The organism is Ruminococcus sp. AF17-22AC (assembly GCF_003460065.1).
GTDB lineage: Bacteria > Bacillota > Clostridia > Lachnospirales > Lachnospiraceae > Blautia_A.
The window spans coordinates 184,407-201,499 of the sequence record NZ_QRXT01000004.1; the positions used below are offsets into that span (position 1 = coordinate 184,407).

At 43.9% G+C, this 17,093-nt stretch carries 12 protein-coding genes; all 12 read left to right on the plus strand.

Annotated features, from left to right (window positions below):
• The first annotated feature begins 9 nt into the window (after positions 1-9).
• The 12 genes from DWW86_RS08120 (at position 10) to DWW86_RS08175 (ending at position 17,024) form a co-directional block, all read left to right on the plus strand.
• The gene (locus DWW86_RS08120) at positions 10-1,074 is read left to right on the plus strand and encodes an NAD-dependent epimerase/dehydratase family protein (protein WP_072522751.1); all 1,065 of its coding nucleotides are present in this window, start codon (positions 10-12) and stop codon (positions 1,072-1,074) included.
• Between the two features lie 46 nt (positions 1,075-1,120).
• Complete coding sequence (rfbG, locus tag DWW86_RS08125; RefSeq protein WP_072523433.1) at positions 1,121-2,176, plus strand: CDP-glucose 4,6-dehydratase; 1,056 nt, start codon at positions 1,121-1,123, stop codon at positions 2,174-2,176.
• 24 nt (positions 2,177-2,200) lie between these two features.
• On the plus strand, positions 2,201-4,180 hold the full coding sequence (locus DWW86_RS08130) for a hypothetical protein (RefSeq protein ID WP_072522752.1): 1,980 nt from the start codon (positions 2,201-2,203) through the stop codon (positions 4,178-4,180).
• Positions 4,181-4,199: 19 nt separating this feature from the next.
• The gene (rfbH, locus tag DWW86_RS08135) at positions 4,200-5,546 is read left to right on the plus strand and encodes a lipopolysaccharide biosynthesis protein RfbH (protein WP_072522753.1); all 1,347 of its coding nucleotides are present in this window, start codon (positions 4,200-4,202) and stop codon (positions 5,544-5,546) included.
• 1 nt (position 5,547) lies between these two features.
• Positions 5,548-6,876, plus strand: coding sequence for a phenylacetate--CoA ligase family protein (locus tag DWW86_RS08140; protein WP_072522754.1), 1,329 nt, complete (start codon positions 5,548-5,550; stop codon positions 6,874-6,876).
• 18 nt (positions 6,877-6,894) lie between these two features.
• On the plus strand, positions 6,895-8,115 hold the full coding sequence (locus tag DWW86_RS08145; protein ID WP_117942797.1) for a lipopolysaccharide biosynthesis protein: 1,221 nt from the start codon (positions 6,895-6,897) through the stop codon (positions 8,113-8,115).
• Positions 8,102-9,418: a phenylacetate--CoA ligase family protein gene (locus DWW86_RS08150; RefSeq protein WP_072522756.1), complete on the plus strand. Its 1,317-nt coding sequence runs from the start codon at positions 8,102-8,104 to the stop codon at positions 9,416-9,418. The genes DWW86_RS08145 and DWW86_RS08150 overlap by 14 nt, the downstream gene beginning before the upstream one ends.
• Before the next feature lie 5 nt (positions 9,419-9,423).
• Positions 9,424-11,265 (plus strand): thiamine pyrophosphate-binding protein, encoded by a 1,842-nt coding sequence (locus DWW86_RS08155; RefSeq protein ID WP_072522757.1) that lies wholly within the window; start codon positions 9,424-9,426, stop codon positions 11,263-11,265.
• 33 nt (positions 11,266-11,298) lie between these two features.
• Entirely contained in the window at positions 11,299-12,270 is a 972-nt protein-coding gene (locus tag DWW86_RS08160) for a glycosyltransferase family 2 protein (RefSeq protein ID WP_072522758.1), read from the plus strand.
• On the plus strand, positions 12,267-14,966 hold the full coding sequence (locus tag DWW86_RS08165) for a YfhO family protein (protein WP_072522759.1): 2,700 nt from the start codon (positions 12,267-12,269) through the stop codon (positions 14,964-14,966). Before DWW86_RS08160 ends, DWW86_RS08165 begins: the two co-directional genes overlap by 4 nt.
• 93 nt (positions 14,967-15,059) lie before the next feature.
• Complete coding sequence (gene hpf / locus DWW86_RS08170) at positions 15,060-15,587, plus strand: ribosome hibernation-promoting factor, HPF/YfiA family (RefSeq protein WP_072522760.1); 528 nt, start codon at positions 15,060-15,062, stop codon at positions 15,585-15,587.
• Between the two features lie 225 nt (positions 15,588-15,812).
• On the plus strand, positions 15,813-17,024 hold the full coding sequence (locus DWW86_RS08175; protein WP_072522761.1) for a GNAT family N-acetyltransferase: 1,212 nt from the start codon (positions 15,813-15,815) through the stop codon (positions 17,022-17,024).
• Positions 17,025-17,093: the final 69 nt, after the last annotated feature.

Consider the following 17,093-nt stretch of genomic DNA (forward strand, 5'->3'; position numbering starts at 1 on the left):
AAATACACGATGAATCCGATCTTGCAAAAGGATATGGAGGACATTTTTTCGCGCAATAACAGCTGGGAACGACTGGAGAAAAGTACAGTACTTCTGACGGGTGCATATGGGATGCTGGCATCTTATATTGTTCATTTTCTGCTGTATGTCAGAACGGTCAAAAATATAAATGTAAAACTGATTGCGGTAGTTCGAAACAAGGACAAATTTGTGCAGAGATTTGGGAATATAGAGGGATTTGACAGTATAGAGATCATTCAAAATGACCTGTCAGAACCGATAGAGATAGATGAAGATGTGGACTATATCATTCATGCTGCATCGCTGGCGAGTCCACAGTATTACAGCGTGTGTCCGGTGGATGTATTGAAACCGAATACGATTGGAAATTATCATCTGCTTGAACTTGCAACAACAAAAAAAGTAAAGAGCTATCTGCTGTTCAGTTCATGTGACGTTTATGGGACACCGAAAGTTGACGGCCTGATTAATGAGACTGCGTTTGGGCATATGGATACACTTGACATACATAACTGTTACAGCGAAAGCAAACGTATGGCAGAAACCATGTGCCGTGCATTCTGGGTACAGCATCAGGTTCCGGTCAGGATTGCACGGATCGCACATACGTATGCACCGACGATGGATATACAGAATGACCCTCGGGTATTTGCTTCCTTTGTAAAAAATATTGTTGCAGGTGAAGATATTGTATTGAAAAGTGACGGCTCCGGTAAGCGTACGTTCTGTTATATTACAGATGCAGTTGCCGGCTATTTTAAGATCCTGTTTGATGGTGCGGAGGGCGAGGCATACAACGTTTGCAATACTTCACAGTTTGTAAGCATTCGTGAGCTTGCAGAATGTCTGACGGAGATTTATCCGGAAAAAAATCTTCATGTAATCTGCAAACAGCGCAGTGAATCTGAAAATTATACAGAAAATAAGGCACTGGTTGGCCATGAGAGGATCCCTGATAATCACAAGCTGCAGGCACTGGGCTGGGAGGCCAGAGTGGATATCAGAGAGGGATTTGGCAGAGTGGTGCAGTATATTGAAAATGAAAACAGGTGAGGCTTCAATACTCACAGAATTTATTTACAGGAGCGACAATATAAAAATGAATAACTTCGATTTCAATTTTTATAAAGGAAAAAAAGTTTTAGTTACAGGTCATACCGGATTTAAAGGGGCATGGCTCTGCAGACTTCTGCTCGGACTTGGGGCGGAGGTGACGGGATATGCACTGAAACCGCCGACAGATCCGGAGCTTTTCGGGCTGCTTGATCTCGAAAAAAATATGCATTCTGTAATTGGAGACATCCGGGATCTTTCTAAATTAACGGGAGTCCTGAAGGAGGCACAGCCGGAAATTGTTCTTCATCTTGCAGCACAGCCGATTGTCCGTGAATCCTATGCGAACCCGGTCTACACTTATGAAACGAATGTAATGGGTACAGTCAATATACTTGAGGCAGTAAGAAGTGCAGGAAGTGCAGCTTCTTTTCTGAATGTTACTACAGATAAAGTATACAAAAATAATGAGTGGGAATGGGGATACCGCGAGACGGATGAACTGGATGGCTATGATCCGTATTCCAACAGTAAATCCTGCTCAGAACTGGTTACACACAGTTACGAAAAGGCTTTCCTTAAAGATGCAGGTATTGCAGTATCTACTGCACGTGCCGGAAATGTAATTGGCGGAGGCGACTTTGCAGCAGATCGTATCATTCCGGATTGTGTCAGAGCTATGGCGTCCGGAAGGGAAATTGCCGTGCGTAATCCGCATTCAACCAGACCATATCAGCATGTACTGGAACCGCTGGGGGTATATCTGATGATTGCCGGTGTGCAATATCAGGACAGATCAAAAGCCGGTTCCTATAACGTAGGACCGGGAGATGAAGACTGCATTACTACCGGAGAGCTTGCAGATCTTTTCTGTGAGGCATGGGGAGGAAAGGCAGCATGGAAAAATCTGTTTCAGGGAGGTCCTCATGAGGCAAATTTCCTCAAACTGGACTGCTCCAGAATCCGCAGTACTTTTGGCTGGAGACCACACTGGCATGTAAAAGATGCCGTACGATATACAGTACAGTGGTATCAGGCATGGCTTGACGGAGAAAATATGGCAGAATATACAGACCGTCAGATAAAAGAATATTTTAGATAAAAACAGAATGGAGCAAAAGGAGTAATGAAAAAGAATCGGGAAATGTTCAGCGGACTGATGGCATGGCTGGTGTCGGCCTGCTTTTTTCTCGGATGTTTTGCAAATAAGCAATTGCTGGAAAAAATCAGCAAACTGGGAAACAGTCATATTTTAATTTATGGAATTACATTGGTCTTGTTTTGTCTGGCATTTCTGGTATGTATGGGGCTTACCGGAAGAATGAAGGGTAAACAAAGCTATTCTGACGGAAATGCGGCAGGGCAGAAAATCCTGTTTTCTGTGCTGCTTCTTTCGCAGATTCCTTTCTGGATAATCTGTGTGGCGAATGAGACAGATCAGGTGGGCTCAGTAGCCGGGAGATATGGATGGCATACACATCCGCTTATATTTGGAATCATTTTGTTTCTTGCAGAACTGATCATTCTGACATGGATGTATGCAAAAATCTCCGTTCCGGGACGTGATGGAGAATGGATCGTCTGGCTGACTTATGTTGTTCTTACCGTATTGATCCTGTACTCTATGTATACACCGAATATTTTTGGCAGAGGAGAACAGAGTGACTCCTATCATTGCCATGCATATTTCAACTCGGTCTATAATATTTATCAGGGAATGCCGTATACACACAACGTTACCAGTATTTACGGACATTATGCCTTGTTTTTTAAGATTCCGATGAAATTATTGCACGGGGATTTCAGGGCATTTGTTATGATGCTTGCAATGGTCGGTACACTTGCACACGTATGTGCGTTTCTGACACTGCAGCTTCTGGTAGAAAGCAGAGCACTGCGGATAGCAGGAGCGCTGGCTATCGCATTTCCAATACTCGGTATGCGTGGGGGATACTACTGGCAGGTATGGCCGCACAGAATAGTTTTTCCAATGCTTCTTCTGCTGTATGGAGCTGTGATCCTTAAGAAAAACTACCGGGGATTTATAAGCATGGCGGGGGGATATCTGATCTGTCTGCTTGCAGTTCTGTGGAATACGGAGACAGGAATTTTTCTGGCGATCTCGTGGGCGGCAATGTATGTGTCCCGTTATTTTTCAGAAAACAGAGTGAAGATCGGAAAGCTTCTTATAAATATAGCAGTACATGTTGCAGGAATTGTATTCAGTGTCCTGGGTGCATATGGTACGGTAAATCTGTATAATATTCTGAAACATAGTCCGGTGAATTCACTGGAGGATTTTCTGGTACCGCTTCTTTCAAGCAATTATATGGAAGGGGTTCTGCATCTTGATATGCCGCTTTATCCATGTGCTTATATGGCGGTGATCACGCTGTTCCTTATGGGAACCTCTGTGGGATTGTCCGGCTGGTTTCAGGAAGAAAAGAAACAGTGCTGGAAAAGAGAACTTATATTTTTGTTGAGCGTAGGTGCACTTGGATGTCTGGTCTATTATATTAATCGTCCGGCATACCATAATCTGGACTGTGTTGCTCTTCCGGCTGTGATTTTGTCGGCATATTTCGGCCAGTACGGTCTTAGATTTATCAGAAACAAAGAATGGAAAAATTTTGGGAAAATTTCATCGACGCATGTATTCCGGGCAGGAGTCGGACTGATCTGTACAGCCGCTGTACTTGCCATGTCTACAGGCACAGTGCTGCAGTTTGCTCAGAACAGTCAGATAAAAGAAAATTTTCACGACATGGAAGATTTTGAAGGGCTGGCAGCTCAGGTGGCTGAGATGGTACCGGAAAACACACCGGCGTTCGGAATCAATATACCGGAGATCTACAGTCTGCTTCAGCGGAGAACAGAATGTTTTACAATGGATTTCAGTGATATGCTTGTCCGTCCGGACAGTTTGAAAGAACTGAAAGATCAGCTGGAACACGCCGAAGTCAGAGGTGCCTTTACCGGAAAATCCTCAATGAAAATATGGAAGCGTAATGATCCTGAGACTTACCGATGGTTCAGGGAACATTATATACTAAAAGATACGATTTCTTTCCAGCAGGAAGAATTTCAATATTATATAGAAAAATAAAATACAGAAGGAGAATATTATGTTTGAAGAAATGACAGAACAGCAGGCCAGAGAACAGATTCTGGAAATGACAAGAAATTACTGCAACAAATATCATAATCAGAAAAAACCATATCAGGAGGGTGACCGTATTCCATATGCGTCCAGGGTATACGATGCAGAAGAAATGGTAAATCTGGTAGACAGCTCTCTTGAGTTCTGGCTGACAGCCGGACGTTATACAAATGAATTTGAACATGCATTTGCAAAATATCTAGGTGTGCGTTACTGCTCACTGGTAAACTCAGGATCTTCCGCGAATTTGCTTGCTTTTATGACGCTGACTTCTCCACTTCTGAAAGAACGTCAGATCCTTCCAGGAGATGAGGTGATCACGGTTGCGGCAGGTTTCCCGACAACTGTTTCGCCAATGATCCAGTATGGGGCCGTACCGGTGTTTGTTGACGTGACCATTCCACAGTACAACATTGATCCTTCCCTTCTGGAAGCTGCATGGTCTCCGAAGACAAAAGCTGTCATGCTTGCACATACACTTGGAAATCCATTTGACCTGAAAGCAATAAAAGAGTTTTGTGATCGGCACAACCTGTGGCTGATCGAGGATAACTGCGATGCACTTGGGTCTGTCTATACGATTGACGGTGAGGATAAACTGACAGGAACAATCGGTGATATCGGAACCTCCAGTTTTTACCCACCACATCATATGACAATGGGAGAGGGTGGTGCTGTTTATACAGACAATCCACTTCTGAACAGAATTGCACGTTCTTTCCGAGACTGGGGAAGAGACTGCATCTGTGCACCGGGTCAGGATAATCTCTGTGGTCATCGCTTTGATCGCCAGTATGGTGAACTCCCGGTTGGCTACGATCACAAGTATGTATATTCTCATTTTGGATATAACCTCAAAGCAACTGATATGCAGGCTGCAGTCGGCTGTGCACAGCTTAAGAAGTTTCCATCCTTCGTAGAGCGCAGAATTCACAATTTCAATTATCTGAAAGAAGCACTCAAAGGAACAGAAGACAAACTGATTCTCCCGAAGGCATGTGAGAATTCCAGACCGAGCTGGTTTGGTTTCCTGATCACCTGCCGTGAGGGTGTAGACCGTAACCAGATTGTTCAGATGATTGAAGCAAAAGGGGTACAGACGCGTATGCTGTTTGCGGGCAATCTTACAAAACATCCGTGTTTTGACCAGATGCGTGCAACAGGTAAAGGCTACCGCATCGCCGGAACACTCGAAAATACAGACCGTATCATGAGAGATACTTTCTGGATCGGTGTATATCCGGGAATGACAGATGAAATGCTGGAAGCTATGGCAAACGCAATCAAAGACGCAGTGAATGGAGTAAAATAAAATGATTTTAGATGAAAAACTGCGGTGGGCAGGATTTTGGATACTGGATGGACTGCGTGGCGGTCAGACCCGTAAATATTATGACAGGATCCGCTACGCGTGGAAAGAAGGAAGTTCTGTTGCGGAGACAGAAGAAAGAATCCGGAATCTGATCAGACATGCAGTAAAAACAACAGATTTTTATAAAGATTATCCGGAAGATACACCACTTGAGAAACTTCCGGTAGTAAATAAAGATACGTTCCGGCAGCATTATGACAGTTTTCTTTCTTCAACTTATAAAGATGCAGAGGATAATCGTATAATGTGTACCAGCGGTTCAACCGGCACACCACTGCGTATGATCCAGAATAAAGACAAGATCTGTCACAATACTGCAGGTGGTATTTTTCTCGGGGCAGCAGCCGGATATTATATCGGAATGAAAGAAGCATTTATCCGTGTGTGGGTAAATAATGTCCGCAAAAGCAAATTACGCCTTTTTCAGGAAAATCTGATCATGATGGATAGTTCCCGGATGGATGACAAAGCGCTTGCCGGAATGCTCGATATGATCGAAAAGAAAAAAGTCAAATGTCTTGTCGGATATTCTTCTGCACTTGGTGAGCTGAGTGAATATATCCGAAAAACCGGACGGGACTGCAGTAAATTCCGGGTAAGGGCGATCATCCCGATCTCTGAGACGATGCCGGAACCTGTGCGCCGCACACTGTCAGAACAATTTGGCTGTCCGGTGCGTGCATGGTATTCCAACGAAGAAAACGGCATTATGGGACTTCAGAATGAAGACAATGAAGGCTATCATATTGATACCGAAACTTATTATTATGAAATATTAAAAATGGATTCTGATGAACCGGCAGAACCGGGAGAACTCGGAAGAATCGTGATTACAGATCTTTTTAACTATGCATTTCCGATCATTCGTTATGACAATGGCGATACAGCGGTGGCAGTCCGCAAAGAAAAGAACGGTCGTTTTAAACTCTGTCTGTCTGTGCTTTACGGACGGCGTAGTGACCTGATCTATGACTGCGACGGCAAGGCAGTCACACCATATATCATTACGAATAATCTCTGGGATATTGAGGGTGTGAAACAGTATCGTTTTATTCAGGAAGATGTAAAAGATTATACGATCTGGCTGAACGGAGATCAGGAAAAGATGGATCAGGAGGAGATTCTTCGCAGGATCCGTCCGTATCTGGGCGAGGAAGCACATATTAAAGTCGAGATCGTTGATGAGATTCCGGTGCTTGCTTCCGGAAAACGTAAATACATAGAAAACCGCTGTCAGAAGTATCAGCAGCATAAAGGATTCTGTGGCTGATATGCAGGAGGTAAAGATTTGAAAAACAGGGAACAGAAAAAAGGAATTGCGGTAAATACCCTGTATACGATGGGCGGACTGCTCTGGATGAATGCAGTTCTGCAGATCGTGGTGACACCCCTTCTCAATCGGCTGATGGGAGCGGAGCAGCTTGGAAATCTTCTTTATATTACCGGTCTTGTGGCAATCATCTGCCCGTCGGTGGGACAGGCATTAAATACAAGCCGCCTTGTTGTTCGCAGAGACTGCGAGATAACAAACGGAGATTATGACTGGCTGCTTCTGATCTTTGGCGCGATCGGAAGTGTGGCTGCTCTTGTGATGTCAAGGAACAGCATTACCAATATGGCGATGGCGGTCGGCGTTTTTATTATGTTTATGCTGACTGTTTTTCGATATTACGGAGATGTGGAATATCGTCTGAACCTGAATTACCGGAGATATTTCATTTATTATCTGTTGATCGGAATCGGATATCTGGCAGGATTCGGAATATATTATGTAACCGGACAATGGGTATGGATTTATCTGATTGGTGAGGGCGCCGCACTTGTTTTTGTAGGAATTACAGGAAATGTATTTCATAATTTCTGGAACAGGAGCAGTTTTTTTTCTGCTGCACTCAGCCGTGGATTTTTCCTTATGTTGTCGTATCTGGTCACGAATACAACGTTGAATATTGATCGCCTTGTGATACGTCAGGTACTTGGAAATGAGCAGGTAACATGGTACTATGTGACTTCACTGATCGGGAAGACTCTGGTGCTTCTGATCGCACCGATCAATACGATCGTGATTTCCTATCTTACAAAAAGAAAAGAGCGCCTGACGCGTTCACAGTATGGCAAAGCAGCACTTGCAGGAGGAATCGTAAGTTTTGTATTCTTTCTTGCCTGTCAGGTGGGAACACCGCTTTTTGTATGGCTCTTTTACAGAAATCTCTATGATTCGGTAAAAGGCATTGTAACTGTTGTAAATCTGGCGCAGATTCTTGGATTATATTCTGCGTTTCTGTTTATTCTTGTGCTGACATTCACGGATGAGAGATGGCAGCTTGGTCTACAGATTGCACATTTTGGAATACTTCTTGCAGTGTCGATACCGGCAGCAAAAATGTATGGACTGACAGGCTTTGCCTATGCGTCACTTGGTGCAAATATTCTGCGTGTGGCGGCTGTGATCATTCTGGGACTGGTGAAAGCACAAAACGGAAAGGAAAGTAAAGATGAATACAGGTGAAGTACTTAGAAGGACTGTTTTTAATCTGCTCGATGCCTCAAAGGGCGGCAAACTGCAGAAATTAAAAGAAGTGAATAAGCGGGAGATTGTGGAAGGTGTAACAGAAGAATATATGGAACGCCGCCTGAAGACCCTGCTCGATTATGTAAAGAAAAATTCTTCCTTTTACCGCAAACATCCGGAATGGAAAGAACTCAAAGATTTTCCGGTCATGACGAAAGGTGACTTTATTGAACATTATGATGAGATTCTTGTAGACCATTATCAGGAACAGGGTAAACTTTACCGTCTGAGCACAAGCGGTTCTACAGGCACACCGTTTACGGTACTGTGTGACGGTGACAAAATGAACCGCATCAATATGAATTTTATCTCCTGCATGGAGCTGAATGGGTTCCGTATGGGAATGAAGCGTGGTGAATTCCGCGCGTGGATAAAGGGAAAAAATACGATCAGTAAGTGGAAATCTTTCAAAAATAATCTTATCATGGTGGATATCTCCAATATGGGGGATGAGTCTCTGGAAAAAATCTGTCGGGATATTGAGAAAAAGAAGATTCAGGTACTCGTTCCGTATTCAAGTGCACTGACTGCACTGACGCAGTATCTGAAGAGAACGAAAAGAGACATCAGCCGCTGGCAGGTCGAAATGATCTATACAATGGGAGAGGCGCTTCCGCAGGAGACATATGATCTGGCAAAGGAACTGTTTGGTTTTACTCCGGTTCGAACTTATGGAAATAACGAGAATGGTTTTATTGCGGTTCAGCTTGGCGAAGATCCGGAATATTCCATCGATATGTTTAACTATTATCCGGAGATTCTTAAGATGGACTGCGATGAACCGGCAGAACCAGGTGAACTCGGAAGAATCGTTGTGACGGATTATTACAATAAGACATTCCCGATGGTACGTTATGATACCGGAGATACAGGAATGATGCGAATCGACCGGGATGAAAAAGGCCGCATCCATGGCAAATATGTGGAAATCTATGGCAGACGCGGATCTCTGATGTATAACACAAAGGGCGAACCACTGTCCATTCATGTGTTCATGAACACACTTCTGAAATTTGAGGGAGTGGTTTATCAGGCCAGATGCATCCAGTGGGGCGAAAAAGAATACGAACTGCTTGTCAATGCAGACAGAGAAAAACTGAATGTCGAGGAGCTCCTTGCAGCTTACCGCCACTATCTGGGCGAGGATGCAGAAATCCGTATTACTTATGTAGATGAGATCCCGATTCAGGCATCCGGTAAATTTATGGTCTGCGAGAATAAGTGGGATGGAAGGAAATAAGCTTTATGAAACAGAAAGTATCTGATTATATAGCGGATTATATTGCAAACTGGGGAATTCGGGATGTGTTTACAGTGACGGGTGGCGGCGCCATGCATATGAATGATGCTTTTGGGCATCATCCGAAACTGCACTGCACTTACCAGCACCACGAACAGGCATGTGCGATGGCAGCCGAAGCATATGCACGTATGGATAACCGTATGGCAGCAGTCTGCGTGACGACGGGGCCCGGGGCGACAAATGCCATAACAGGTGTGCTTGGCTGCTGGATGGATTCGATTCCCATGATTGTTTTTTCCGGACAGGCCCGATATGCAACGACAGTTGCAGCTTCCGGATTAAAGCTTAGAAGTATGGGAGTGCAGGAATGCAATATCGTTCCGGTTGTAACTTCGCTTACAAAATATGCACAGATGGTAATTGATCCAAAAGAAATCCGTTATCATCTGGAAAAAGCACTTTACATGGCGGTGAACGGAAGACCGGGACCGGTATGGCTGGATATCCCGCTGGATGTACAGGGGGCAACGATTGAGACGGAGGATCTGAGAGGTTACGACCCGAAAGAAAATCCGGAAGAAACACCTGCGGCGATTTCACAGGATGTAGTAAAAGAAATTGTAGACAGGATTGCACAGAGTCGTCGTCCGGTACTGTTTCCGGGAAATGGTGTGCGACTTGCCGGTGCGATAGAAGATTTCCACAGACTTGTAAATATTCTGGGAGTTCCGGTGATCACAGGAATGAGCAGTGTAGATGCACTGGAATCACATCACCCATATTTTGTCGGAAGGAGTGGAGGAACCGGAACACGTCCGGGAAATTTTGCACTCCAGAACAGTGACGTACTTCTTTCCATAGGAAATCGTCAGGGATTTGCGCAGACAGGCTTCCAGTATCAGGACTGGGCAAGAGAGAGTTTTACAATATTGAATGATATTGATGAAAATGAACTGAAAAAACCAAATCTTCACGTAAGTCTTCCTGTAGTCGGGGACGCGGGCGAGCTGATCCGCAAACTGATCTGTGAGGCAGAGCGTCGCGGGGCAGACGAAAAACATCCACTGTTTCAGGGAGAGGACTGGGTTCATCAGTGTCAGATCTGGAAACAGAAATATCCGGTGGTGACTGCGAAACATTACGAAACAATAGAAGAAAGCTGCACCAATATTTATGCTTTTTATGAGGAACTGTCGAAGGCAATGCACGAAGGCGAGACACTGATGGTCAGTGTTGGAACTTCAAGAGTTGCCGGAAGTCAGGCATTTCAGGTAAAAAAAGGTCAGCGTTTTATTACAAATCCGAATACAGCTTCTATGGGCTTCTGCCTTCCGGCAGTGACGGGTATCTGCGTGGCACATCCGGGAGAATCGGTGGTATGTGTCACAGGTGAAGGAAGTCTTCAGATGAATATTCAGGAATTACAGACTATCCGTCAGAATCGGCTTCCAGTGAAACTGTTTGTGATCAACAATCAGGGATATCATTCTATCCGCCAGACTCAGCAGAGCTATTTTGCACCGCCGCTTGTAGGTGTGGGCGAGGAGAGCCGGGACCTAAGTTTTCCGGATCTTGAAAAACTGGCACCGGCATATGGCTTTACTTACAGAGCAATCCACCATGCGGAGGAACTTCCGGACGTGATACGGGAAGTGCTGGAGATGGATGGAGCGGCAGTATGTGAGGTCTATGTAACGAAATATCAGAAGACGGAGCCAAAGACTTCTGCGAAAAAGCTCGAAGATGGATCAATGGTATCTGCTCCGCTGGAAGATATGTATCCGTTTCTGGATCAAAAAGAACTGGAAGAAAACATGTATATTCCGCTTCCAAAGAAATACTGACAGCGGAAGAAATCAGAATACAGGAGAATGAACATGAGGAAGAAAATTTCAATTGTAATACCGACTTACAATGAAGAGGCAAATGTAGTGCCCCTCTCAAAAGCGGTAATAGAAGTGATGGAGAGGGATTTAAGTGAATATGATTACGAAATCCTGTTTATCGACAATCACTCCAAAGACAACACACAGGCACTGCTTCGAGGACTGTGTGCAAATAACAAAAAAATCAAGGCAATCTTTAATGCGAAGAATTTTGGACAGGCACGTTCACCGGTATATGGAATGAAACAGGCATATGGAGACTGCGTGGTACGTCTGACTGCAGATTTTCAGGATCCGGTTGATATGATTCCGAAATTTGTCCGTGAATGGGAAAAGGGAAGAAAGATTGTCATCGGAGTTAAGAGTGCAAGTCAGGAACGTAAGACCATGTACTGGATTCGTTCCTGCTATTACCGGATGATCAACAAAATCACAGATATTGACCATATCAATCAGTTTACCGGTTTTGGCCTGTATGACAAAAAATTTGTAGATGTTGTGCGTGATCTGCATGACCCGCTTCCGTATCTTCGCGGCATTATCGCGGAACTGGGATTTGACTATACCGCAATTGAATATACGCAGCCGAAGCGCCGTGCAGGAAAGAGCAAAAATAACTTCTACAGCCTGTATGATTATGCGATGATAGGAATTACTTCCTATTCTAAAGTAGTGATGAGACTTGCAACTTTTGCAGGATTTATCATCGGTGGATTAAGTATGTTGGCGGCGATTGTTTATCTGATCATGAAACTGATGTTCTGGCACCGCTTTTCAGCAGGTATTGCACCTTTGCTGATCGGTGTATTTTTCCTCGGAGCACTGCAGCTGTTCTTTATCGGGTTCCTTGGAGAATATGTTCTGAGTATTAATACAAGGGTGCTTGACCGGCCGCTTGTTGTTGAGGAAGAACGTCTGAACTTCGATGAAGAGGAAACAGAAAAAGAGGAGGACGCACAGTGACGGATTCGCAGAAAAAACCGATTTGGAAAAATGAACTGGTATGGCTTTTTCTGATTACGAGCGGACTTTTTGCGCTCCTGTACAGTAAATTTATTCTGGGCGGTTTCGCTTATGTGTTTACTGATTGCGGAGCGGATACGTTGCAGATCAATTATGCACAGTATGAAATGTTTTCTTCATTATTCAGAAGAGGTGACAGCGGTTATATATTGCAGGCCGGACTTGGAATGGATGTGTCTTCTTATTATCCGGCATATCTGATTCCATATAATCTTCTGCTTCTTCTTGCACCGCAGAGACTTCTGCCGTGGGCAGTGCTTGCATCTGCATATCTGAAACTTCTGACGATATCTCTTGTGGGATATCTGTTTTACCGTAAACTGATGGGTGAGGGAATCGGAACGATGGCAGCTGCACTTGCGTGGACATTTTCCGGCTATGTGATCCTCTGGGGGCAGCAGTACGGATTTTGTACATGTATGGCACTTTTCACTGTTTTTATGTATTTCCTTCAGTGTTATCTTAACGGAGAAAAACGGCGGAAAAATGCCGGACTTGTACTTACAGTGACAATGTTATTGTTTGCAAGTTATTATTTCCTCTATATGATTGCTTTTTTTGCTGTATTTTATGTAGTTATATACAGCATAATGCAGAAACGCTCCATCAAGTCTGCAGCAGGAAAAATGATTGGTCTTGGGGGAATGGGAATACTCGGTACACTGATCGGTGGGATCGCTCTTGTGCCGATTGCAGATACATTCCTTGAAAGTGCGCGTGCAGGTGCAGTGAGCGGAGGAAGTACTTCAGGTTTGTTTCATCCATATAAGGGAAAAACACTGGGAACAATTTTTGCCCGATTTTTTTCCAATCAGATGCTTGGTATCGATAAAGATTATTCCGGAAATCTCAATTATTATGAGGGCATCGTACTGGCAGTCAGCATTCTGACAGTTTTTGCAATCAGCTATTTTCTTGTAAAAAAAGCGACCAGGATAAAGGCGATTTTTCTGACTGCGTTGATGGTATTTCTGGTTGTGATGCCGTTTACCAGCCGTGTGCTTGTATTTACCAAAAACTCACATCGCTGGTGCTTTATGATCTGTTTTGTAGAAGCGCTTGCCATTGGACTTTTCCTGCAGGATGTTTTCCGCGAGAAAAACAAAAAAACGGTACTGTGCGGCGGTGCGCTTGCGACCATTATCTATGCAGCAATGATGGTATTTGTATACAGCTTCAAAAATATCAAAGTAAATAATAAAATTGCTGCAGAGGTCTGTGCCTTTTTTGTGGTATATCTGCTCCTTCTGGTGGGGGGAACGAGAATCAGAAAACTGTACAGGATATTCCCGGCTGCTGTTTTGCTGGTGCTTGTATGCGAGCTTTTTGCACTGAATTATCCATCACTCTGGCACCGTGAGTCACCGACCAGAAGTCAACTGGCAACCGAATACTATAATGATGGTACGAAAGATGCGGCAGCTTATCTGAAAGCACAGGATGATTCTTTGTACCGCATCGAAAAGTCCTACAGGTCGACCGCGGAAAATGATGGAATGGCACAGGGCTACAATGGATTGTCGACGTATATGAGTACAAATCCGTCATCACTGGTAAGCTATCACAAGATGTACGGACCGGAAAGCATTTCTATTAATTTTGTGGATTTTAATAACGATGATTATATCCGAAGTACTCTGCTTGGAACCAGGTATCTGTTTGGAAACGCAGGGTACAATGCTCCACAGAAGGTATATACACCGGTGGGAGAAGCCGGGGGCAAAACCATATTCAAAAATAATTATGCACTTCCGTTTGGATATCTTTATGACAAAGAATGGAATGCAGATGGAAATGAAAAATTATCAGGACTTGATAAGACACTCACTTCTCTTTCCGGATTTTATTATACCGATGCAAAAAAGAGTGGTTCTTATGAGGATGCATCTCTGCCGGAGGAAACAGATACTTCCCTGGTGGAGAAGGTGAGTGAAGCAGTCGACTGTACGATGGAAAACAATGACAACGGCATTACCGTTCGTGACCTTGGTGCAGATCCAAATGTGATCTTTCCGGGAGTGGAATCCGACTTTGCAGACGAAAACAAATTATATGGACTTTCTCTGACAATGGACGTATCTGAGGATACCGAGATGGCAGTCTATTATCAGACAGAAGGCGACAGGGGATTTTCGGCAGATAAAGTTTATACTTTCTCCATCACGAAGGAAAATAATACGTGGGAACATGTGGTTCCGGCAGGAATCACAGCGCTCCGCGTCGATGTGAGTACCCAGATCGATTATGCGACGATCAAAGATTTTGAAGTGAAATCGTATGACCTCGATGCAACCGGTTATACAGTGCTTAAAAATTCCGGTGTGACGGATGTAAGTTACAGTGACAGCACTTATCAGGCACAGGTGGAAAACGATACACAGGAAAATGAAATGCTGTGCGTACCGTTCTTCTATCAGAAGGGATGGACTGCCCGGGTAGATGGAGAAACGGTGAAAGTTTCAAATATCAACAGTGGTCTTTGTGGAATCGAGATCCCATCCGGAACACACGAAGTTGTCCTGAAGTATGAGACACCGCACAGAAGTCTCGGTGTGGGAATGACCATTGTCGGAGTTGTGATCTTTATACTTGTTTTTAGTCAGAATTTATATAAAAATTTCATAAAATTGTGTTAAAATTCGTGAGAGTGTGTTATAATGGACGCATGAACAACAAAATAAGTTGTTTATTAAATATCATCCAAAATAAACAGCAAAGGGGATGGGATTATGAAATTTATTATCAGCGGAAAAAACATCACAGTATCTCCGGGACTCAAAACAGCCGTTGAGGACAAACTCGGCAAACTGGAACGGTATTTCACACCGGACACAGAGGTTATCGTAACCTTAAGTGTTGAAAAAGAAAGACAGAAAATCGAGGTAACGATCCCGATGAAAGGTAACATTATCAGATCTGAGCAGGTAAGCAACGATATGTATGTATCCATCGATCTGGTAGAAGAAGTCATCGAGCGTCAGCTTCGTAAATACAAAAATAAAATCGTAGACAAACAGCAGGCTGCTGCAAACTTCCAGAAAGAATATCTGGACAAAGACTATGAAGAAGATGATGAAGTAAAGATCATTCGTACCAAGAAGTTCGGAATCAAACCTATGTATCCGGAAGATGCATGCGTACAGATGGAACTTCTGGGACACAATTTCTTCGTATTCTTCAATGCAGAGACCGAGCAGGTCAACGTAGTATACAAACGTAAAGGAAACACATACGGTTTAATTGAACCAGAGTTTTGATTCAAAATCTGAAGTGCATGTTGGAATTTGAAGACCTGTGTCGTGCTTGCACGTAAACAGGGATTCAGATGACAACATATAGGGCGGATGCCCTCAACCGAAACGGAACGTAGTGGAGTTGAGGTTGGAGCACTTCAGTATAAGATATGGTACAAATACAGTCCCACCCTTCAGCCGAGGGGTGGGACTTGTGGGTAATAGGAAACAGCTCAAAGGAAAGGAAATATGAATAACAAAAAGAATCTCAAGATGAAACCCGTAGGCAGCGAATACATGGAACAGTACAATGCCCTTCTTCGCTATGTTTTTCAGGTTACTGAGCAGGAATTAAGTTCGATCGGATGGCAGGAGCGCGAGATCATCCGTGCGAAGTTCCCTACCATGGAGAAGGCAGATGTCATTGGCTGGTTTGACAATGATACACTTGTTTCGCAGGTGGCAGTCTACCCGATGCATGTCAGAATCTTTGGCAAGACCTATGCAATGGGCGGTCTGACCGGAGTCGGCACTTATCCGGAATACTCCAACATGGGACTGATGCATAAGCTTCTGGAGCAGGCTCTGAAAAACATGAAAGAAAAAGGACAGGATATCTGTTATCTTTATCCATACTCAATTCCATATTACAGACGCAAGGGCTGGGAACTGATCTCAGACAAGATCTCTTATGAGATCAGGGATTATCAGCTTCCGAAGAATCGTCAGGTTCCGGGTGATGTGCGCCGTGTAAAGACAGAGAGCGATGAACTGAAAGAAACCTACGAACGTTATGCCATGCGTACACATGGAGCAATCCTTCGTGATGATCTGGCATGGAATGAATACTGGCTTTGGGATTCTGATGATATTATGGCTGCGATCTATTATAATGAGAAAAACGAACCGGATGGTTATGTGATCTACTGGATCGCGAATGAGGTATTCCACATCAAAGATATGATTTTCATCAACGAAGATGCCCGTACCGGTTTGTGGAACTTTGTTGCGGCACATTTTTCCATGATCAATCAGGTCGAGGGAGATACCTATACGGATGAGCCACTGGCATTTCTTCTCGAAGATGCCGGAATAAAAGAAGTGATATCACCATATTATATGGGAAGGATCGTAGATTTCATATCCTTTATAGAAAAATATCCGTTCAAACCGAGCGTACTTGACCGTGAGTGGAAATTCAAACTGATTGATCCGATCATGGAATGCAATCAGGGATATTTCTATATGACGATCTCACGTGAAGGACACGGACAGGTGATGCGAATCATGGAAAGATGCGAGGACAGGATTGATATTCAGACTATGACAACGATGCTGATGGGCTACAAACGTCCGGAATATCTGGCAAAGATTGGACGCATTCAGGCTGCGGAATGGACGATTGATATGCTGGAAGATGCGATCGAACAGCAGACACCATACATATCGGATTATTTCTGAGTGTAATCTTCAGAAATATTCTCCGGGTACTTGACATAGTATAAAACAAGTGTTATATTACAAATAGAA

Bases quoted from the DNA above. Each gene is read 5' to 3' on its own strand.
- DWW86_RS08120 (WP_072522751.1), top strand. From the start codon at position 10: ATGAATCCGATCTTGCAAAAGGATATGGAGGACATTTTTTCGCGCAAT.
- DWW86_RS08130 (WP_072522752.1), top strand. From the start codon at position 2,201: ATGAAAAAGAATCGGGAAATGTTCAGCGGACTGATGGCATGGCTGGTG.
- DWW86_RS08140 (WP_072522754.1), top strand. From the start codon at position 5,548: ATGATTTTAGATGAAAAACTGCGGTGGGCAGGATTTTGGATACTGGAT.
- rfbH (WP_072522753.1), top strand. From the start codon at position 4,200: ATGTTTGAAGAAATGACAGAACAGCAGGCCAGAGAACAGATTCTGGAA.
- hpf (WP_072522760.1), top strand. From the start codon at position 15,060: ATGAAATTTATTATCAGCGGAAAAAACATCACAGTATCTCCGGGACTC.
- DWW86_RS08150 (WP_072522756.1), top strand. From the start codon at position 8,102: ATGAATACAGGTGAAGTACTTAGAAGGACTGTTTTTAATCTGCTCGAT.
- rfbG (WP_072523433.1), top strand. From the start codon at position 1,121: ATGAATAACTTCGATTTCAATTTTTATAAAGGAAAAAAAGTTTTAGTT.
- DWW86_RS08175 (WP_072522761.1), top strand. From the start codon at position 15,813: ATGAATAACAAAAAGAATCTCAAGATGAAACCCGTAGGCAGCGAATAC.
- DWW86_RS08155 (WP_072522757.1), top strand. From the start codon at position 9,424: ATGAAACAGAAAGTATCTGATTATATAGCGGATTATATTGCAAACTGG.
- DWW86_RS08160 (WP_072522758.1), top strand. From the start codon at position 11,299: ATGAGGAAGAAAATTTCAATTGTAATACCGACTTACAATGAAGAGGCA.